Below are 19,203 nucleotides of genomic sequence, written 5' to 3'. Positions count from 1 at the left end.
GATTATGACTCAATGGATTGCTGGACAATGGCAACAAGGTGAGGGGGAGTTGATAACTTCAATTAGCCCTTATAACAATGAAGAAATTTGGCAGGGCAAAAGTGCGACGGCAAATCAGGTTGTTGAAGCCGTTTCGGCTGCGCGAACGGCATATTTGACGTGGAAGAAAACCAGTTTTTCTGAGCGAGAAAAAGTCGTTTTGGCATTCGCAGAATTGGTCAAACAGAACAGCGAAGAAATTGCCAAAATAATTGCCCAAGAAACTGGCAAACCACTTTGGGAGACTCGTACTGAAGCTGGTGCAATGGCAGGTAAAATTGCTATTTCTATTCGCGCTTACCACGACCGAACAGGAGAGGCGGCTCGAGAGGCTGCGGGTAACCAAATTGTGCTGCGCCACCGTCCTCTTGGTGTCATGGCTGTATTTGGCCCTTACAACTTCCCTGGTCACTTACCGAATGGACACATTGTGCCTGCGCTTTTGGCTGGCAATACGGTTGTGTTTAAACCTTCTGAATTGACACCTTGGATTGGCGAATTTGCCATGAAACTTTGGCAGCAAGCAGGCTTGCCTGATGGTGTGATAAACCTTGTTCAAGGTGCAAAAGATACTGGGATCGCTTTGGCTGAAGCTAAAGGAATTGATGGTGTGCTCTTTACTGGTAGTGCTAACACAGGACATATTCTGCATCGCCAATTTGCCGGTCAGCCCGGAAAAATGCTTGCGCTAGAAATGGGTGGCAATAACCCGATGGTGATATCTGAACAATTTGGTGAACTTGATGCGACGGTTTATACCATTATCCAGTCAGCGTTTATCAGTGCAGGCCAGCGATGTACTTGCGCGCGACGTCTTTATGTTCCTACAGGAAATAAGGGTGATCAACTGATCTCTCGCTTAGTGGAAGCAACCAAAAATATTCGTGTCGATGAGCCATTTGCAGATCCTGCGCCATTTATGGGGCCGCAGATTTCTCAGCAAGCAGCTCAATTTATTCTAAACGCGCAAAAGAATTTACAGTCACTTGGTGGTGTAAGCTTATTGGAAGCTACGGCTGGTGAAGCGGCGTTCGTGACGCCGGGAATTATTGATGTTAGCAAGATTGAAGAGCTTCCTGATGAGGAATACTTCGGCCCACTGCTTCAGGTGGTTCGTTATAGCACTTTGCAAGAGGCTGTTGAGCTTGCCAATGATACTCGCTATGGATTGTCAGCAGGGCTAGTGTCTACCGATGACGCAGAGTGGGAATACTTTGTTGATCATATCCGCGCTGGCATTGTAAATCGCAATAGACAGCTTACCGGCGCTAGTGGTGATGCTCCATTTGGTGGCCCAGGCGCATCAGGTAACTTGAGACCAAGTGCCTATTATGCGGCGGATTATTGCGCTTATCCAATGGCTTCGATGGAAGGACAGTCACCAATACTCCCTGATTCATTAAGTCCTGGTATTAAATTGTAAAAGGAGACGTCATGACGCCTGCAACTTTTTTTCAGTCGATTTGGAGTGATTACATCCAGAGGTTATGTCCTTCTGCACATCAAGTGCATGAGCTATTGCAAGAAGACGAAGCGTTAATCAACGATCATATTGCTTTGCGTACATACAATTTAGCGCCAGTTGGACTTGAATCACTAGCCAAGCATTTCATTACGCTTGGTTACAAAGAATGTGGAGACTATGTGTTTGAAAGTAAAAACTTAGTCGCTAAACATTTCGAGCACACTGATCCTACTCAACCTAAAGTGTTTATCAGTGAGCTTGAAGTAGAGAAGTTCTCTGATGAAGTTCAAAGCATTATCAACAAGCTTGTCTCACAAGTGAGCCAAGATACGGTGAATGCGAGCAATTTCATTTATTCAGGTAGGCCTTGGCAAGTTAGTTACCAAGATTATCTAACGTTAGCGAAAGAAAGCGAATATGCGGCATGGTTGGCTGCGCATGGTTATGGTGCAAATCATTTCACCGTGAGTGTCAATCAACTCAATCGATTTGCTGAAGTGCAAGGTGTGAATGATTACCTAAGTGATGCCGGATTTAGAATTAATACATCTGGCGGAGAAGTGAAAGGCTCGCCTGAAGTGCTATTAGAGCAATCCTCGACTATGGCAGATAAAGTGGATGTAGCTTTCAGTGATGGTACACATCAAATTCCGGGCGGATTTTATGAGTTTGCCAAGCGCTACACAATGCAAAATGGAGAGTTATATCCGGGCTTTGTTGCCGCTTCTGCAGATAAAATCTTTGAAAGTACTGATTCGCAGTAATCGCACCTTTCGTGAGATTAAAAGCGACAGATAAAAAAACGGCCACCGATTGAGGTGGCCTGTTTTTTCGTAGGGTGTTTTTGATGCTTATCGAGTACCGTAAACCACAATGGTTTTACCGTGTGCAGATATTAGGTTCTGCTCTTCAAGCATCTTCAAGATACGACCTACCGTTTCACGAGAACAACCAACGATTTGGCCGATCTCTTGGCGAGTGATCTTGATTTGCATACCGTCTGGGTGAGTCATTGCATCTGGCTGTTTAGCAAGATTCAATAACGTCTGAGCAATACGTCCAGTAACGTCTAGGAAGGCTAAGTCGCCTACTTTTTGACTGGTTACTTTAAGACGACTTGCTATCTGTGAAGACAGTCTCATCAGGATATCTGGGTTAACTTGGATTAGTTGGCGGAATTTCTTAAATGAAATTTCTGCCACTTCACAAGGAGATTTAGCTCTAACCCATGCCGTACGCTCTTGGTCCTCTTCAAATAGACCGAGCTCTCCGATGAAATCGCCTTGATTTAGGTAAGAAAGGATCATTTCCTTACCTTCTTCGTCTTTGATCAGAACCGCCACAGAACCTTTAACAATGTAATATAAAGTTTCCGCCTTCTCGCCCGCGTGAATTAGCGTGCTTTTTGAAGGGTACTTATGAATATGACAATGTGAAAGAAACCATTCTAACGTTGGATCAGTTTGAGGTTTACCTAGAACCATAATATCTCACTTCCTCTGCAGGGGACACTTGCTGCTTTCCATATTTTAGCTAAGCCCAAATGGGCTTATCAGGATAAGAACTCTTTCCTTATGCTGCAAGCTATCTTGTGTTTCGCATTCAAATAGTATCCTTTTTCGAATACGATTTCTTGACTTTAATCGGGTAGACAGCCCCATTTTAAGCGCAAAAGTGTGCATAGGATCACGGTATGAAAACTAAACACGATCCGTGTCTAATTTTTAACCGATCTTGCCAGTCTCAATCAGCTGTTGAAGTATCGGTCTGACGATCAGTTCCATGGCAAAACTCATCTTGCCGCCAGGTACCACAAGGGTATTGTGGCGAGACATGAATGAGCCATCAATCATAGCTAGCAGGTATGGAAAGTCGACATTCTTAATGCCGCGTAAGCGGATTACCACAAAGCTTTCATCCAAACTTGGGATGCCTTTGGCGTTTAGTGGGTTGGAAGTATCAACAGTCGGAACACGCTGAAAGTTGATATGAGTTCGGGAAAATTGCGGAGTGATGAAGTTTAGATAATCGTCCATTGAGCGAACGATAGAATCCATCACGGCTTCTCTAGAGTGACCTCTGTCGCGAGTGTCGCGAACAAACTTTTGGATCCACTCTAAGTTTACAATGGGTACCATGCCAATCAGCAGATCCACATGCTGTGCGACATTCACATCTCCATCTACAACTCCGCCGTGTAGCCCTTCATAGAATAGAACATCCGAGTTTTCTGGCAGTTCTTGCCAAGGTGTAAAAGTGCCAGGCATTTGATTGTATGGTACGGCTTCATCAAAAGTATGCAGATAACGGCGCACTTTTCCTATACCTTCATTACCAAATGTTTTGAAGAACTCTTCTAACGCAGGAAAGTCGTTCGCTTGAGGACCAAAATAGCTAATGTGGCGACCTTGCTCTCTGGCTTTCCTGATTTCTACATCCATTTCTGGACGAGTAAATTTATGGAAGCTATCTCCCTCTACCCATGCAGGCTTCACCTTCATCATGTTGAACATTTTTCTGAAAGCTTCTGAGGTGGTAGTTGTTCCCGCACCAGAGGAACCTGTGACGGCTATTATTGGATGTTTTGCTGACATGACGGACCTTGTCTTGAATCGAACTCACCTGTTTTCATGTGACTATAACAGGAAGTGAATGGGCTACGAAATCTCATGTTGAAAAGTGTTGCGTAGCTGGATATCTACGGTTTCGTGAAGCTCTGAGAAGACAACGCAAGCTTCGTTTGATTCGAGCTGAGACTTTACCTGATCGATTTTGTCTTCAAGTGAAATTTCGTTTTCACCATAGTCAGTTCCTTCACGCAATACAAACTCTCGAATGAGATTGCGCAGTGTTTCAGGATCGATTTTTTGCCACGGTATAATCACATGTTCCCCTGTTATTTTTTACACATTGGTATATCTAGATGCGGGATCAGAAAAGGCGGAATATAAACGCTCTCCTCCCAACTGGCGACAATAACGTAAGGTGAGAGGGTCGCCTTGGTTAGCAATTAAAGGAATAGAGTTTACACACTCAACCAGATCAGATTGCTGCTGCTTTTCTAGCTGTAACTCAAACTGTAGCGACTCTCTATATAAAGTGTCCGGTAAGTGTTGTTTATACTTACGGCGTAATTCTCTGTAACTATTTAACAGGGTTTCAGACCGCCCTAAACACTCCTCAACTTTGTGCCAGTCTTCTTCTTGAAAAGTGACCTTTTGTTCATCTAACCATTTCAGTAGAAGCAGTAAGTTAACATTGCCGCGAAACTGATTTTGTAACTCAAGACAGGCTTCTTTTACCCGGCGCACACCATAGTATTGCAAACTGAATTGCCATAGACGCTCTAATGTCAAAGAGGTGCGCGCTGGTTTTCGAGTCATTATTGATTGAATTCCTGTTCCATCTGCTCGAGGTTTTCTTGTAGTGACATCCACTCAACTTCTACCTCTTCAAGCTGAGACTTGCTGCTCGCTTGAAGCTCAAGTACTTGTGTAAGTTTAGCTTTATTTTCGGCTTCATACAGGGAAGTGTCCGATAATTGATTTTCCGCATCGTTTAGTGCGTCATTCAATCTATCCATTTCACTTTCCAGTTTTGTCAGCGTTTTGCGAATTGGAGCGGTTTGTTTACGGAATTCAGCCTCTTTGCGTTTCTGATCTTTTCTTGAAGCCGCGCTATTGGTTGCTGACTTGTCGCTAGTGTCTGATCGAGTCTCTCGCTTGTTCTGTTTTTGCTGCTCTGTCAGCCATTTATAGTAACCAGCTAGGTCCTCGTCGAATGGTACAACCTGCTGGTCGTGAACCAGATAGAGATCATCAGTGGTTGCGCGAAGCAAAAAGCGGTCGTGACTGACAATGACCATCGCTCCTTCGAAGGTTTGCAAAGCCATTGTCAGAGCTTGGCGCATATCGAGGTCGAGGTGGTTGGTCGGTTCATCTAATAGCAACAGATTCGGCTTTTGCCAAACGATGAGAGCCAATACTAAACGGGCTTTTTCACCCCCCGAGAATGGCGCGACTTTATCCAGTGCTTTATCACCGATGAAACCAAAGCTGCCTAAATAATCTCTAAGTTGTTGCTCAGTATGATTTGGTGCAATCTGCATCATGTGTTGCAGTGGCGATTCTTCAGGGTGCAGCGTTTCCAACTGATGTTGGGCAAAGTAACCAATTTTTACCCCTTGAGAATAGTGGAACTCGCCGCCCTGCGCTTTGAGCTCACCCGAAAGCAACTTGATTAAGGTTGATTTACCTGCGCCATTTCGGCCAAGCAAACCAATACGGCTGCCAGGCACCAAATTCAGTTGGATTTTATTTAGTATCAGTTTGTCGCCATAGCCAACAGAGACATCTTCCATACGAAGAATTGGGTTTGGCAAAGCAGAAGGCTCCCTGAAGTTAAAGCTAAATGGATTGTCGTATTGCGCGGGTAAGACTTTTTCCATTTTCTCTAGCGCTTTAATTCGGCTTTGAGCTTGGCGAGCTTTTGATGCTTTGTAACGGAAGCGATCAATGTAGCTTTGCATGTGCGCCATTTGCTTTTGCTGCTTTTGGTACATGGCTTGTTGCAGCACCAATTTTTGCGCTCTTTGATTTTCGAATGACGAGTAGTTACCCGTGTACTCATTAAGCAGCTGATTCTCGATATGAATAATTCGATTCACTATAGGGTCAAGAAAATCCCTGTCGTGGGAAATTAGAACCAGTGTGCCTGGATAGTTTTGCAACCATTTTTCCAGCCACATGACCGCATCTAAATCTAAGTGGTTAGTCGGTTCATCAAGCAGTAACAAGTCTGAACGGCACAGCAGTGCTTGAGCAAGATTGAGCCTCATTCTCCAACCACCTGAGAATTGAGTCAGATTCCAGCTCATTTGCTCTTGGCTGAACCCAAGGCCATTTAGTAACTCAGATGCTCTTGCCTTTATGCTATAGCCACCGATGGTCTCAATTTTACCGTGTAACTCAGCAGCTAAGGTTCCGTTGTTCGATTGCTCGGCTTGTGCCAATTCCTTTTCTAAATTGCGATATTCTCGATCACCGTCAATCACATATTCAATAGCTTCTCGCTCAAGAGCTGGAGTTTCCTGCGCCACCCAAGCTAACTCCCAATGCGCTGGTTGGTTAAAGGAACCTGCGTCTATGGTTAGCTCATCTTTTAAAAGCGCAAATAAGGTGGATTTTCCACAGCCGTTTTTCCCCACTAGCCCCACTTTGTTGCCAGGTTGAATAGTGGCTGAAGCATTATCAAGTAAAGCCTTTCCACCGCGCAGAAGTTGAATTTCAGAAAAGGTAATCATAAAAATAAATGGGATCTTGTTACTGTTGTCTCGGGGGAATAGTAGGGGGAATAGTAATAAATGTCGATCATTATGCAATTTGAGGTATGATTCTAAAGAAGATAGGCCCAATCTCATCAGCAAAGGGCAATTGCCATTCATACGATAAGGAAAGCGAAACGGCGAATGACGAATTCTACATTGGTACCTTCTATTTCCCCTAAAGTCTTAGTGATTTACGCTCATCCAGAATCTGAAAGCTCTATCGCTAATCTCACCATGATAAAAAAAATACAGGGGTTAGATCATGTGACTATCCATGATCTATACGCTCAATATCCTGATTTTTTCATCGATGCAAATGCAGAACATCAACTTTTAATGGAGCATGATGTCATCGTGTTTCAACACCCTATGTATATGTATTCTTGTCCTGCGCTGCTAAAAGAGTGGTTTGACCGAGTGTTAAACAAAGGATTTGCTTTTGGTGAGCAGACCGCGCTTGAGGGTAAAATTTGGCGTAGTGTCATCACAACAGGCGGCAACAAAGAAGCATTTGGTTCTAAAGGCTATAATAAATACCCATTAGAGGAGATTTTACAACCTTTTGAACTGATGGCTGCTCTTTGCAAAATGGAGTGGCTGGAACCACTGATTTTATATTGGGCGCGTAACGTTAGCGACACAGAGCGCTATCAACATGCAGAGGATTATCGTCTTTGGCTCTCTAGCCTAGAAGCAACACAAGGAGGCGGCGATGACCATTGACAATGACATACTCGAAAGCTGTGCAGTATTTCTTGCAGCAGCCGTTGTTATGGTACCTATTGCCCAGCGGTTAGGCTTGGGCTCGGTACTTGGCTATTTGCTAGCGGGTGTGGCAATTGGCCCTTGGGGGTTTGGTTTAATCGATGATGTTGAAGCCATTTTACACTTTGCGGAATTTGGTGTGGTGTTGCTGTTATTCCTTATCGGTTTAGAACTTAACCCACGAAAGTTATGGCAATTAAGGGGCCCAATATTAGGCCTTGGTGGTGCTCAAGTTGTTATCACTACCGCTGTGTTATCCAGTATTGCTAACTTGGCTGGACTAAGCTGGCAGACAAGTTTAGTCATCGGTATGGGGTTAGCTCTATCTTCTACCGCTATCGCTCTAAAAGTAATGGAAGAGCAAGAGCTAGCCGGTACGCCAACGGGACATTCAGGATTTGCAGTCTTGCTCTTTCAGGATATCGCCGTGATCCCAATGTTAGCACTTCTGCCAATATTAGCGGGTAACACTGCTGGTGATTGGTATGATGCAGCTTGGATGCTAGGTGGTGTCACCGGAATGTTTGTATGTGGACACTTTTTACTGCGACCGTTATTTAGGTATGTGGTGATGACGGGCGTTCGTGAGCTATTTACCATGACGGCACTGCTTTTGGTTGTCGGTATTGCAGTTATCATGAAGCACCTTGGAATATCGATGGCACTCGGGACATTTCTAGCGGGTGTGCTGTTGGCCGATAGTGAGTACCGCCATGAGTTAGAGATTGCCATTGAGCCATTTAAAGGTTTATTGCTCGGCTTGTTCTTCATTTCCATTGGTATGGCTGTCAATCTAGGTTTATTCCTATTATTACCATTCAAAGTGTTAGCAGCAGTGATAGGGCTAGTACTGATAAAAGCGCTCATCATCTATTTGCTTGGCAGGGTTTCTGGTATTCGCTCCAAAGCGCGTAGCCGCGTAGCCGCTATTTTAAGCCAAGGTGGCGAATTTGCCTTTGTGATATTCACAGCCGCGGGTACGGAAGGGTTACTTAATCCTGAGCAGTCATCATTTCTACTTTTAGTGGTTAGTCTGTCGATGGTAACAACACCACTTCTTCTAATGGCGCAGAACAAATGGTTTGCGAAAAAACTCAATGTGCCAGATGAGAGCCTAGATGAAAACAAGGTCACGAACGAAGAACCGAAAGTTATCATTGCTGGCTTTGGACGATTCGGGCAAATTGTTGGTCGCTTGATGTATGCCAATAAAGTGAAAGTGACGGTCCTAGAAAGTGATGCTAGCCAAATTCGTTTGCTTAGAAAGTTTGGCTATAAAGTGTTTTATGGTGATGCGACTCAAGTCGACCTGTTACGTTCTGCTGGAGCAGAGCAAGCAGAGGCGATTGTGGTGTGTACCGACTCACCTGACGAGATCATTAAGATAGTCGGCATTTGCCAAACCTATTTCCCGAATTTGAAAATTTTGGCTAGAGCTCGTAGCCGTGTTGAGGCGTATCAACTATTGAGCAATGGGGTGGAGACATTCTCTAGAGAAACGTTCTTAGGAGCGCTCGATTTAGGTCGTCAGGCTCTTATCGAAATGGGTATGCATCCATATCAAGCCAAGCGAGCTGAAGCGCATTTTAGAAAGCTAGATAACGCCATGCTGCAAGAACTATTGCCGCAACATACTGACGACAAACAGCTGGTACACAGGGCGATGGAAGCGAGAAAAGAGCTAGAAGAAATTTTCGATCGAGAGATGGACAATGATAAGCAGTCGACTCATTATTGGGAAAAACATTGATGTACGGTGAGGCGAGAGTCTTTTGAGCAGCAAAAAACGATTTATTGCTGGTGCGAGTTGCCAGCAATGCAATAGTTCTGACACTTTAAGATGGTGGGTAGAAAACAATATTGAGCATGTTGAATGCGTAGAGTGTGGATTTTCTGAGCAAAGAAAACCCCAGTCAATTGAGGGGAATACACATGCAAAACGAGATATGATTGGAATTTTTAAGCCAGAATAATTTGAGTTCTTGGATTTAATCCCCATATTACCCGTTAATTCCTTTACGTTTGAGGCTTGCCTCACTCATAACACTGCTTTGGAGCAATTATGAAAATTGAAAATAACGTTGTTGTTAGCCTCGCTTATCAATTAACACTAGAAGACGGCGTTGTAGTTGATCAATCTACAGCAGAAGCACCGTTAGATTACCTTCACGGCCACAACAACCTGATCGTTGGTCTAGAAAAGCAATTAGAAGGTAAAACTGCAGGTGATAAATTCACAGCAACAGTTGCTCCTGATGATGCATACGGTGAACACAACGAAGCTTTGGTTCAGCGTGTACCAGCTAATGTTTTCCAAGGTGTTGACGAAATTGAAGTGGGTATGCGTTTCCTAGCGGATACTGATCAAGGCCAAATCCCAGTAGAAATCACAGAAGTTGATGGCGATGAAGTGGTTGTTGATGGTAACCACATGCTTGCAGGTCAAACACTACACTTTGATGTAGAAGTAGTCGCTGTTCGTGCTGCAACTCCAGAAGAGATTGAACACGGTCATATTCACCAAGCGGGTGGCTGCTGTGGTGGCGAAGAAAAAGAAGGCTGTTGTGATACTGAAGGTGAAGAGAAAGCTGAAGGTTGCTGCGGTGGCGGTAGCTGCAAGTCTAACTAATTCTTCATATTAGTACGTGTTATAGAGACGCTATCTGTTGATTCAGGTAGCGTTTTTTGTTTTTCTACGTTTTGATAAATCTGGGCTAAGGTTATGGGAAAATCAGAAGTGAGGGCAAGGCATGAGCAATCCATTTTCAATCGCGATACATGGTGGCGCAGGTACGATCTTAAAAGAGCAAATGTCTAAAGAGCTCAAGCAGTCCATCATTTCTGATTTACAAAACTCAGTGCGAGCAGGATACAAAGTACTAGAGCAAGGCGGTGATGCATTAGATGCGGTCGTCGCGGCTGTCAAAGTATTAGAGGACTCACCAAATTTCAACGCGGGAAAAGGCTCGGTGCTCACTCACAAGGAAATTGTCGAAATGGACGCGTCGGTGATGAATGGCGAGAAAATGCAAGCTGGCGCAGTGGCTGGCGTACGCCATATTAAAAATCCAATTGCTTTGGCAAGGGATGTAATGAACAACAGTAAGCATGTATTTTTAGTTGGTGAAGGCGCTGAGGAGTTTGCTTTCCAAAATGGCTATGACTACACCGAACAGGATTATTTCTACACCGAGCGACGTTATGAACAGCTCCAGCATATGAAAAGCAAAGGTGAATACGCTTTATCTGAATCCCGATTTCCCGATGACAAAAAATTCGGAACTGTTGGTGCGGTGGCTCTAGATAGCCACGGTAATTTGGCGGCAGCAACTAGTACAGGTGGTATTACCAACAAACAATTTGGTCGAGTTGGAGACTCTGCGATTATCGGTGCGGGTACGTTTGCTGAAAATGGTAATGTCGCTGTTTCAACTACAGGAATGGGCGAGCTATTTATTCGTAAAACTGTGGCAGGTGATGTTGCTGCGCGAATGCGATATTTGCAAGAAGATATTCAAACGGCCTGTGAAACTATAATTCAAGGTGAATTGAAAGACATCGGTGGAGAAGGTGGGTTGATCGCGATTGATGCGAGGGGCAATGTACATTTTGCAATGAATAGTTCCGGAATGTATCGCGCAGTCGTTGATATTCATGGTACCGAAACTGTAAAAATATACGCGGATGAGTAATTTTTTGTTTATAAAATCGTCTTATTGCTAAGTTAATTATTCTTTAGCTCAATGGGTTATCTCGCCATTTAATTGAGATGGCTAAAAAACGACTGCATAAAAATGGATTCGGTGCTAGAATCCCTTTTTAACTAGCAATCAGACTTGGAAAGATGGGTAATAACGTAGTCGTTCTAGGCACCCAATGGGGTGACGAAGGAAAAGGTAAAATCGTAGACCTTTTAACTGAAGATGCAAAGTACGTGGTTCGTTATCAAGGCGGTCACAATGCAGGTCATACTCTAGTCATTGACGGTGAAAAAACCGTTCTTCACTTAATTCCATCCGGTATTCTTCGTGATAACGTTAAATGCGTTATCGGCAATGGTGTAGTTCTATCACCTGAAGCACTCCTTAAAGAGATGAAACCTTTAGAAGAGCGTGGTATTCCAGTTCGCGAACGTCTATTCATTTCTGAAGCTTGTCCTCTAATTTTGCCATACCATGTTGCTTTAGATCAGGCTCGTGAGCTTGCTCGTGGTAAAAAAGCAATTGGTACAACTGGTCGTGGTATTGGTCCAGCATACGAAGACAAAGTATCTCGTCGTGGCCTACGTGTTGGTGACCTTTTCAACAAAGAAGCATTTGCAGCCAAACTAAAAGAAGTGATGGAATACCATAACTTCCAGCTAGTGAACTTCTACAAAGCTGACGCTGTTGACTATCAAGAAGTACTTGAGCAAGCAATGAGCTATGCTGACCTACTGACTTCTATGGTTATCGATGTGACTGACGAGCTAGATGCAGCTCGCAAACGTGGCGACAAGATCATGTTTGAAGGTGCGCAAGGTACGCTACTTGATATCGACCATGGTACATACCCATATGTAACCTCTTCAAACACAACCGCTGGTGGTGTCGCTGCAGGTTCTGGTTTTGGTCCACGTTACCTTGGTTATATCTTAGGTATCGCGAAAGCATACTGTACTCGCGTTGGCGCTGGTCCTTTCCCAACTGAACTATACGATGGTCAAGACAAGCAAGACCCAATTGGCAAACATTTAGGTGATGTTGGCCACGAGTTTGGTGCAACGACTGGTCGCTTACGTCGTACTGGTTGGTTTGATGCTGTTGCTATGCGTCGTGCTATCCAGATCAACTCTGTAACGGGTTTCTGCTTAACTAAACTTGACGTTCTAGATGGTTTAGAAGAGCTAAAAATCTGTACTGGTTACCAAATGAAAGATGGTTCGGTACTAGAAGTTTCTCCAATGGCTGCAGAAGCATTTGAAGATGCAACGCCTATCTACGAAACAATGCCAGGTTGGAGCGAAACAACGTTCGGTGCGAAGTCTATCGATGATCTTCCACAAGCAGCTCTAAACTACATCAAGCGTATTGAAGAGTTAACAGGTGTTCCAGTTGATATCATCTCAACTGGCCCAGATCGTAACGAAACGATCATTAAGGTTCACCCATTTAACGCGTAATTGGGAAAACCAAACTATTTTGAGCCGACCTAATTAGGTCGGCTTTTTCGTTTTTGTTATTCATTTATCACCCAACCTAAAATCTATCCTAAAGACTTTATCTCGCATGCCGATAGATCAATCAAGCCCAAGTTTTTCAGGTGAAGACTATACTTATTGAGTGAGTATGGGGGCTATTGAATCCATTGAAGAGTGCAAATATGAAGCTACGACACGTAGCCGCTTCAATCATGGCCGTATTTTGTTCTTTTTCGTATGCGGCAGAGGTAGGACCGGGTGAGCCGGTTCCGATCTATAGTGAAGCTGAGCTAATAAAGCTAATTAACGAGAATAAACACCTAGAAAGAGTCAAAGCAGACAAATGTCAGCTGGTTGAAGATATCGTTGCGCGTGCAACTCGTATCAATTTACCTTCATATGAATTCTTGTATGGCGACATGCTGTCTTGGGGAGTTTGCGTTGATCAGGATGTAGAACTCGGCCTCTATTATATTGAAAGTGCAGCCCAACAAGGCTTGCCAGCGGCGCTCGAACAACTTGGTCGTTACTACTCCAGTGGAACTTTGGTTCAGCAAGACAAAGAGCGTGCGATACCTTACCTTCGTGAAGCAGCGGCACTTGGCAATATTCCTGCCCGGATTCACTTGGCAGAGCTACTGCTTCGGGACTATGGCAGTCCGCTTGATTTCGAAGACGCTTATCGTTGGCTATATAACTCAGTCACGGCCGATAAGCTGACTCACAGAAGAATCGATCTGTTACGTAAAGGGCTAGAAACTCGTATGCCGCAGAATATTATTGCTAGAGCTAAACGTAGAGATACTTTCTGGTAAATGAGGTTCATATTCATCGCGCAGTAATATTGCCATGATTTTGATAATTTGCGCTAATTTGAACAGGTTTCTGTAGCTATCATGCAGAGTCAGATATACTAAGCGAGTATTCAAAAAATTTGCTAGGTATGCAATGTCGAACAAATCCCATACGGATCCCTTTGCCGAACGTGAGTCGGAAAATTACCAAAACCCCATCCCTAGTCGAGAGTTCATTCTAGACTTCCTTACCAAAGCTGATGCTCCACTTAACCGAAATGACCTTTTCGAAGCGCTTGAGCTTTCTGGTGAAGAGCAATATGAAGGCCTTCGCCGTCGTTTACGTGCGATGGAGCGGGATGGCCAACTGGTGTTTACACGCAGGCAGTGCTACGCAGTGCCTGATAAGTTGGAGATGATCAAAGGTCATGTCATTGGGCACAAAGATGGTTATGGCTGGGTAAGGCCTGAAGGGAAAACCAATAAAGAAGATGACATTTTGCTGCCTCACCACCAAATGCGTAGCGTGCTTCATGGCGACTTAGTCATGGTACAACCGGCAGGAACGGATAAAAGAGGTCGAAAAGAAGGCCGATTGATCCGAGTGCTGGAAGAACACAACACGCAAATTGTTGGTCGATTCTTTTTAGAAGGCGGTTATGCCTACGTGGTGCCAGATGACTCACGCATTAGCCAAGATATCTTAATCGCTAACGATGATAAAAGTACCGCTCGAATGGGTAACGTGGTGGTCGTGGAAATTACTCAGCGCGCAAGTAGAACCAAACAGCTGATGGGTAAAATCGTCGAAGTACTGGGTGAAAATATGGCACCAGGTATGGAAACGGAAATTGCCATTCGCACTCATCAAATTCCAAATACTTGGCCAGAAGAAGTCGAAGCGCAAATTGAAAACTTGGCAGAGCATGTACCAGAAAAAGCTAAAATAGGCCGAGTAGACCTACGCGAACTGCCTCTCGTGACTATCGATGGTGAAGATGCGCGTGACTTTGACGATGCCGTTTATTGCGAGCCGAAGAAAAGCGGTGGCTGGCGTTTATGGGTGGCGATTGCAGATGTGAGTTACTACGTTCGTCCCAACACAGCGTTAGATAAAGAAGCGATTAACCGCGGCAACTCGGTTTATTTTCCATCGCAAGTAGTACCAATGCTGCCAGAAGTGCTATCGAATGGCCTATGTTCACTCAACCCAAATGTCGACCGTCTTTGTATGGTGTGTGAGATGACTATCTCGGCGGCCGGTAAACTGTCAGGCTATAAGCATTATGAAGCGGTGATGAACTCACATGCTCGACTGACTTATAACAAAGTGGGCGCCATTTTGGATGGTGACGAAGAGTTACGTCAACGCTACGAGAAGTTGGTCCCCGATCTTGAAGAGTTACACAAACTCTACAAAGTACTAAAAACAGGCCGAGATAAGCGCGGCGCTATCGAATTTGAAACCGTAGAAACGAAATTCATTTTCAATGCAGACAGGAAAATTGACCGCATTGAACCAGTCGTAAGAAATGATGCCCACAAGGTCATTGAAGAATGTATGATCTTAGCAAACATTGCTTCGGCTTCTTTGGTGGAAAAAGCTAAAGAACCAGCGCTGTATCGTGTCCACGAATCTCCGGGCGAGCTTCGACTACAAGGCTTTCGAGATTTTCTAGGTGAGCTAGGGCTAAATCTATCAGGTGGCCTACAACCTTCGCCAACGGACTACTCGCATTTGATGACACAAATTGGTGAGCGACCAGATAAAGAGCTCATTCAAACCATGCTTTTACGTTCTCTAAAACAAGCGGTTTATAACGCTGACAACGCGGGCCACTTTGGTTTGGCATTGAAACGTTATGCTCACTTCACTTCGCCTATTCGACGTTACCCAGATTTGCTACTTCATAGGGCGATTAAATACCTCATCGCTAAACAAGAAGGACGTAATCTTGATAGATGGACACCGACAGGTGGTTATCACTACTCCTTCGATGATATGGATGTATTCGGTGAGCAGTGTTCTACTACAGAGCGTAGAGCAGATGACGCAACACGCGAAGTATCAGACTGGCTCAAATGTGAGTACATGCAAGACCATGTCGGCGAAGAGCTGGAAGGTGTGATTGCTAATGTCACCGGGTTTGGCTTTTTTGTTCGTTTATCTGAACTGCATATTGATGGCTTAGTACATATCTCATCATTAGCGAATGACTACTACCAATTTGATCCAGTTGGTCAGCGTCTAATCGGGGAAAGTTTCGGTCATATCTATCGTCTGGGTGATGCAGTAAAAGTAAAAGTGCTTTCGGTAAACCTAGAAGATAGACAAATTGACTTTGAATTAGTTGAAACAAGTCGTAAACTGCGCGGCAAAGGTAAGACGGCGAAAAAACGCGCGTCTGAAGCTAGGAAAAACGCAAAAATGCGCGCAGAGTCGGGTAGACAACGTTCTCGTGGTAAAGCTAAACCATTAATCGAACCTGCAAAAAAAGTGGGCTCGGACGAGGAACAAGATAAGAAGCCTACCCGGCAAAAGACCAAGGCAGAGAAAGCGCGCAAGAAAAAATCGCGGACAAAAGCCAATAAAAACCGCGGTAAAAGAAAATAGGTAAGTAGTAAATGAGCAACGAATTTATTTACGGTATTCACGCCGTAAAATCTCTTCTAGAGCGCGAGCCAGAACGTTTTATTGAAACCTTTGTTCTAAAAGGCCGTCAAGATGAGCGCTTAATGCCAATTTTAAACGAGCTACAAAACATTGGCGTTACTGTACAACAAATGGGTCGTAAAGCCCTGGATGACAAAGCTAAAGGTGCTAACCATCAAGGTGTGATTGCCAAAGTCAAACCTGCTAAGCCGCTAAACGAAAATGATTTAGATGCGATTTTAGCCAAACATGAATCGCCGCTGCTTTTGGTTTTAGATGGTGTGACTGATCCACATAACCTCGGCGCTTGTTTAAGAAATGCTGATGCTGCTGGCGTTGCAGCGATTATTGTGCCGAAAGATAAGTCTGCACCACTGAATGCGACAGTCAGTAAAGTTGCGTGTGGCGCTGCTGAAACAGTGCCTTTGGTTCGCGTGACGAATTTAGCTCGCACTATGCGCGCGCTACAAGAACAAGGCGTTTGGTTTGTTGGTACAGCGGGTGAAGCGAAGCACGATATCTATCATTCTAAGCTGACTGGACCTCTGGCGATTGTAATGGGCGCAGAAGGGGACGGCATGCGCCGTTTAACCCGCGAGACTTGCGATGACCTCATAAAGATCCCAATGGCAGGAAGTGTATCTAGCCTGAACGTATCTGTAGCGTCTGGCATTTGTCTATTTGAAGCAGTACGTCAGCGCAGTTCAAACTAAGCATCTCAATTGAGGAGTTAAGCTGATATTTTTAGCTCCTCATATTTTCCTTTCATATGCCGCCATTCTTTTCCGTTTATTTTTCAATCAACCCTTGCATGTAAAGCGCTGACATGTATAATACCGCGCACTGGCCTAGCCAGTTGTGAACCAATGAGCAGCGAGGAGCTGAATTATCTATTTGATTTTTCAGGTAATGTAGACTCGGCTTATGTTCGCAGTTAATACAATTGGCTCTGATAAAGAGCTAATCGAAAATTAGCTGACAATGTACCCAATTAGGGTGCTACGGTTTCACATAAATCAATCGGCATTCTCTCGCCTTTGCGAGTCTGAGTGGCGATATTGTTTGTGTAATTTAATTAATTTGGAGCTCTGTCTCATGCAGAACCAACGTATTCGTATCCGCCTAAAAGCTTTTGATTACAAACTAATCGATGCTTCTACTGCGGAGATCGTCGAAACAGCTAAGCGCACAGGCGCACAGGTTCGTGGTCCAATCCCACTACCTACACGTAAAGAGCGTTTCACAGTTCTTATCTCTCCACACGTAAACAAAAAAGCACGTGACCAGTACGAAATCCGTACTCACAAGCGTCTAATCGACATCGTTGAGCCAACAGACAAAACTGTTGATGCTCTAATGCGTTTAGATCTTGCTGCGGGCGTTGATGTGCAAATTAGCCTAGGTTAAGGGAGATTAGAATAATGATTGGTCTAGTCGGACGTAAAGTGGGTATGACCCGCGTATTTACCGAAGAAGGCGTTTCTATCCCAGTAACTGTTGTTGAGGTTGAAGCGAACCGTGTTACTCAAGTTAAATCTCTTGAGAACGATGGTTATGCAGCAATCCAGGTAACTGCTGGTGCTAAGAAAGCTAGCCGTGTAACTAAGCCAGAAGCTGGTCACTTTGCGAAAGCAGGTGTAGAAGCTGGTCGCGGTCTTTGGGAATTCCGTTTAGAAAACGGCGAAGAGTTTGAAGTTGGCGCAGAGCTAACTGTTGAGCTTTTCAACGAAACTAAAAAAGTAGACGTTACTGGTACATCTAAGGGTAAAGGCTTCCAAGGCGCTGTTAAGCGTTGGAACTTCCGTACTCAAGATATGACTCACGGTAACTCATTGTCTCACCGTGCTCCTGGTTCTATCGGTCAATGTCAGACTCCAGGTCGCGTATTTAAAGGCAAGAAAATGGCAGGTCACATGGGTGCTGAGCGTGTAACGACTCAAAACCTAGAGATCGTACGTGTTGACGCTGAGCGCAACCTGCTTCTTATTAAAGGTGCAGTCCCTGGCTCAACAGGTGGCAACGTGATCGTTAAACCAGCTGTTAAAGCATAACGTCTCAGGAGTAAGTAATGGAACTAATGGTTAAAGGTGCTGATGCACTAACTGTTTCCGAAACTACTTTCGGACGTGAGTTTAACGAAGCTCTTGTACACCAAGTAGTTGTTGCGTACGCAGCAGGTGCTCGTCAAGGTACACGTGCTCAAAAAACACGTTCAGAAGTTTCTGGCGGTGGCGCTAAGCCATGGCGTCAAAAAGGTACTGGCCGTGCACGTGCTGGTACAATTCGTAGCCCAATCTGGCGTACAGGTGGTGTTACTTTTGCTGCGAAACCACAAGATCACAGCCAAAAAGTAAACAAAAAAATGTACCGCGGTGCTATGAAGAGCATTCTTTCTGAGCTAGTTCGTCAAGAGCGTCTAGTTGTTGTTGATAACTTCTCAGTAGAAGCACCAAAAACTAAAGAGCTAGTAGCTAAGCTTAAAGAACTTGAGCTTAACGATGTACTCATCGTTACTGGTGAAGTAGACGAGAATCTATTCTTAGCTGCTCGTAACCTATACAAAGTTGACGCACGTGACGCTGCTGGTATCGACCCAGTTAGCCTTATCGCGTTTGACAAGGTTCTAATAACTGCTGAAGCAGTTAAGCAAGTTGAGGAGATGCTGGCATGATCAATGAAGAGCGTCTACTAAAAGTTCTACGTGCTCCACTTATCTCTGAAAAAGCAACAATGACTGCTGAAAAAGCAAACACTGTTGTTTTCAAAGTAGCAATCGATGCTACTAAAAAAGAGATCAAAGCAGCTGTAGAAAAGCTATTTGAAGTTGAAGTTAAGTCTGTAAATACTCTTATCACTAAGGGTAAGACCAAGCGTCAAGGTATGCGTCAAGGCCGTCGTTCAGACGTTAAGAAAGCCTACGTAACTTTGAAAGAAGGTCAAGATCTTGACTTCGTTGGCGGTGCTGAGTAACAGGAGTAGTTA

General features: G+C 44.4%; 20 protein-coding genes. 15 read left to right on the top strand and 5 right to left on the bottom strand.

All coding sequences use genetic code 11. The features are described from left to right. The first annotated feature begins 4 nt into the window (after positions 1-4). Both astD and L7A31_RS18215 read left to right on the top strand, forming a co-directional pair. Positions 5-1,462, top strand: a complete 1,458-nt coding sequence (gene astD / locus L7A31_RS18220; protein WP_237363179.1) for a succinylglutamate-semialdehyde dehydrogenase — start codon at positions 5-7, stop codon at positions 1,460-1,462. Positions 1,463-1,473: 11 nt separating this feature from the next. Further along, positions 1,474-2,268, top strand: a complete 795-nt coding sequence (locus L7A31_RS18215; RefSeq protein WP_237363178.1) for a DUF1338 domain-containing protein — start codon at positions 1,474-1,476, stop codon at positions 2,266-2,268. Between the two features lie 87 nt (positions 2,269-2,355). Here L7A31_RS18215 and crp read toward each other — a convergent pair whose 3' ends face one another. From crp to L7A31_RS18190, 5 genes are all read right to left on the bottom strand, one after another. Continuing rightward, on the bottom strand, positions 2,356-2,988 hold the full coding sequence (gene crp, locus L7A31_RS18210) for a cAMP-activated global transcriptional regulator CRP (protein ID WP_237363177.1): 633 nt from the start codon (positions 2,986-2,988) through the stop codon (positions 2,356-2,358). A gap of 240 nt (positions 2,989-3,228) precedes the next feature. Next, entirely contained in the window at positions 3,229-4,098 is an 870-nt protein-coding gene (locus tag L7A31_RS18205; protein ID WP_237363176.1) for a phosphoribulokinase, read from the bottom strand. Between the two features lie 63 nt (positions 4,099-4,161). Then, positions 4,162-4,389, bottom strand: coding sequence for a YheU family protein (locus tag L7A31_RS18200; protein ID WP_237363175.1), 228 nt, complete (start codon positions 4,387-4,389; stop codon positions 4,162-4,164). An 18-nt stretch (positions 4,390-4,407) separates the two neighbouring features. Further along, on the bottom strand, positions 4,408-4,887 hold the full coding sequence (locus tag L7A31_RS18195; RefSeq protein ID WP_237363174.1) for a TIGR02444 family protein: 480 nt from the start codon (positions 4,885-4,887) through the stop codon (positions 4,408-4,410). Then, entirely contained in the window at positions 4,887-6,806 is a 1,920-nt protein-coding gene (locus L7A31_RS18190) for an ABC transporter ATP-binding protein (protein WP_237363173.1), read from the bottom strand. The genes L7A31_RS18195 and L7A31_RS18190 overlap by 1 nt, the downstream gene beginning before the upstream one ends. Before the next feature lie 165 nt (positions 6,807-6,971). Between L7A31_RS18190 and kefG the strand changes: the two genes are divergently transcribed. The 13 genes from kefG (at position 6,972) to rplW (ending at position 19,191) form a co-directional block, all read left to right on the top strand. Continuing rightward, the gene (gene kefG, locus L7A31_RS18185; protein WP_237363172.1) at positions 6,972-7,553 is read left to right on the top strand and encodes a glutathione-regulated potassium-efflux system ancillary protein KefG; all 582 of its coding nucleotides are present in this window, start codon (positions 6,972-6,974) and stop codon (positions 7,551-7,553) included. Next, on the top strand, positions 7,543-9,345 hold the full coding sequence (kefB, locus tag L7A31_RS18180) for a glutathione-regulated potassium-efflux system protein KefB (protein ID WP_237363171.1): 1,803 nt from the start codon (positions 7,543-7,545) through the stop codon (positions 9,343-9,345). Before kefG ends, kefB begins: the two co-directional genes overlap by 11 nt. Before the next feature lie 22 nt (positions 9,346-9,367). Beyond that, entirely contained in the window at positions 9,368-9,568 is a 201-nt protein-coding gene (locus tag L7A31_RS18175; RefSeq protein ID WP_237363170.1) for a YheV family putative zinc ribbon protein, read from the top strand. A gap of 89 nt (positions 9,569-9,657) precedes the next feature. Continuing rightward, positions 9,658-10,224: a peptidylprolyl isomerase gene (gene slyD / locus L7A31_RS18170; RefSeq protein WP_237363169.1), complete on the top strand. Its 567-nt coding sequence runs from the start codon at positions 9,658-9,660 to the stop codon at positions 10,222-10,224. Between the two features lie 121 nt (positions 10,225-10,345). Next, positions 10,346-11,287, top strand: coding sequence for an isoaspartyl peptidase/L-asparaginase family protein (locus tag L7A31_RS18165; RefSeq protein ID WP_237363168.1), 942 nt, complete (start codon positions 10,346-10,348; stop codon positions 11,285-11,287). Positions 11,288-11,439: 152 nt separating this feature from the next. Then, positions 11,440-12,756, top strand: a complete 1,317-nt coding sequence (locus L7A31_RS18160) for an adenylosuccinate synthase (RefSeq protein ID WP_237363167.1) — start codon at positions 11,440-11,442, stop codon at positions 12,754-12,756. 200 nt (positions 12,757-12,956) lie between these two features. After that, positions 12,957-13,589 carry a flagellar protein MotX gene (motX, locus tag L7A31_RS18155; protein ID WP_237363166.1) on the top strand — a complete coding sequence of 211 codons (633 nt, stop codon included), beginning with the start codon at positions 12,957-12,959 and terminating at the stop codon, positions 13,587-13,589. Between the two features lie 133 nt (positions 13,590-13,722). Then, positions 13,723-16,182, top strand: a complete 2,460-nt coding sequence (gene rnr, locus L7A31_RS18150; protein WP_237363165.1) for a ribonuclease R — start codon at positions 13,723-13,725, stop codon at positions 16,180-16,182. An 11-nt stretch (positions 16,183-16,193) separates the two neighbouring features. Continuing rightward, entirely contained in the window at positions 16,194-16,934 is a 741-nt protein-coding gene (rlmB, locus tag L7A31_RS18145) for a 23S rRNA (guanosine(2251)-2'-O)-methyltransferase RlmB (RefSeq protein ID WP_237363164.1), read from the top strand. A gap of 382 nt (positions 16,935-17,316) precedes the next feature. Next, on the top strand, positions 17,317-17,628 hold the full coding sequence (gene rpsJ / locus L7A31_RS18140; protein ID WP_004410492.1) for a 30S ribosomal protein S10: 312 nt from the start codon (positions 17,317-17,319) through the stop codon (positions 17,626-17,628). A 14-nt stretch (positions 17,629-17,642) separates the two neighbouring features. Next, positions 17,643-18,272, top strand: coding sequence for a 50S ribosomal protein L3 (gene rplC / locus L7A31_RS18135; RefSeq protein WP_237363163.1), 630 nt, complete (start codon positions 17,643-17,645; stop codon positions 18,270-18,272). Positions 18,273-18,289: 17 nt separating this feature from the next. Next, entirely contained in the window at positions 18,290-18,892 is a 603-nt protein-coding gene (gene rplD / locus L7A31_RS18130) for a 50S ribosomal protein L4 (RefSeq protein WP_237363162.1), read from the top strand. Next, positions 18,889-19,191 (top strand): 50S ribosomal protein L23, encoded by a 303-nt coding sequence (gene rplW, locus L7A31_RS18125; protein WP_237363161.1) that lies wholly within the window; start codon positions 18,889-18,891, stop codon positions 19,189-19,191. Before rplD ends, rplW begins: the two co-directional genes overlap by 4 nt. The last annotated feature ends 12 nt before the right edge of the window (positions 19,192-19,203 follow it).

The sequence above is a fragment of the Vibrio marisflavi CECT 7928 genome (assembly GCF_921294215.1).
Lineage (GTDB): Bacteria > Pseudomonadota > Gammaproteobacteria > Enterobacterales > Vibrionaceae > Vibrio > Vibrio marisflavi.
Note: the sequence above shows the minus strand (reverse complement) of the source record. Positions and strands in the feature narration are given on the sequence as shown.

Excerpts from the sequence above, each read along its gene's own strand:
- astD (WP_237363179.1), top strand. The coding sequence starts at position 5 with ATGACTCAATGGATTGCTGGACAATGGCAACAAGGTGAGGGGGAGTTG.
- L7A31_RS18215 (WP_237363178.1), top strand. The coding sequence starts at position 1,474 with ATGACGCCTGCAACTTTTTTTCAGTCGATTTGGAGTGATTACATCCAG.
- crp (WP_237363177.1), bottom strand. The coding sequence starts at position 2,988 with ATGGTTCTAGGTAAACCTCAAACTGATCCAACGTTAGAATGGTTTCTT.
- L7A31_RS18205 (WP_237363176.1), bottom strand. The coding sequence starts at position 4,098 with ATGTCAGCAAAACATCCAATAATAGCCGTCACAGGTTCCTCTGGTGCG.
- L7A31_RS18195 (WP_237363174.1), bottom strand. The coding sequence starts at position 4,887 with ATGACTCGAAAACCAGCGCGCACCTCTTTGACATTAGAGCGTCTATGG.
- L7A31_RS18190 (WP_237363173.1), bottom strand. The coding sequence starts at position 6,806 with ATGATTACCTTTTCTGAAATTCAACTTCTGCGCGGTGGAAAGGCTTTA.
- kefG (WP_237363172.1), top strand. The coding sequence starts at position 6,972 with ATGACGAATTCTACATTGGTACCTTCTATTTCCCCTAAAGTCTTAGTG.
- kefB (WP_237363171.1), top strand. The coding sequence starts at position 7,543 with ATGACCATTGACAATGACATACTCGAAAGCTGTGCAGTATTTCTTGCA.
- slyD (WP_237363169.1), top strand. The coding sequence starts at position 9,658 with ATGAAAATTGAAAATAACGTTGTTGTTAGCCTCGCTTATCAATTAACA.
- L7A31_RS18165 (WP_237363168.1), top strand. The coding sequence starts at position 10,346 with ATGAGCAATCCATTTTCAATCGCGATACATGGTGGCGCAGGTACGATC.
- L7A31_RS18160 (WP_237363167.1), top strand. The coding sequence starts at position 11,440 with ATGGGTAATAACGTAGTCGTTCTAGGCACCCAATGGGGTGACGAAGGA.
- motX (WP_237363166.1), top strand. The coding sequence starts at position 12,957 with ATGAAGCTACGACACGTAGCCGCTTCAATCATGGCCGTATTTTGTTCT.
- rnr (WP_237363165.1), top strand. The coding sequence starts at position 13,723 with ATGTCGAACAAATCCCATACGGATCCCTTTGCCGAACGTGAGTCGGAA.
- rlmB (WP_237363164.1), top strand. The coding sequence starts at position 16,194 with ATGAGCAACGAATTTATTTACGGTATTCACGCCGTAAAATCTCTTCTA.
- rpsJ (WP_004410492.1), top strand. The coding sequence starts at position 17,317 with ATGCAGAACCAACGTATTCGTATCCGCCTAAAAGCTTTTGATTACAAA.
- rplC (WP_237363163.1), top strand. The coding sequence starts at position 17,643 with ATGATTGGTCTAGTCGGACGTAAAGTGGGTATGACCCGCGTATTTACC.
- rplD (WP_237363162.1), top strand. The coding sequence starts at position 18,290 with ATGGAACTAATGGTTAAAGGTGCTGATGCACTAACTGTTTCCGAAACT.
- rplW (WP_237363161.1), top strand. The coding sequence starts at position 18,889 with ATGATCAATGAAGAGCGTCTACTAAAAGTTCTACGTGCTCCACTTATC.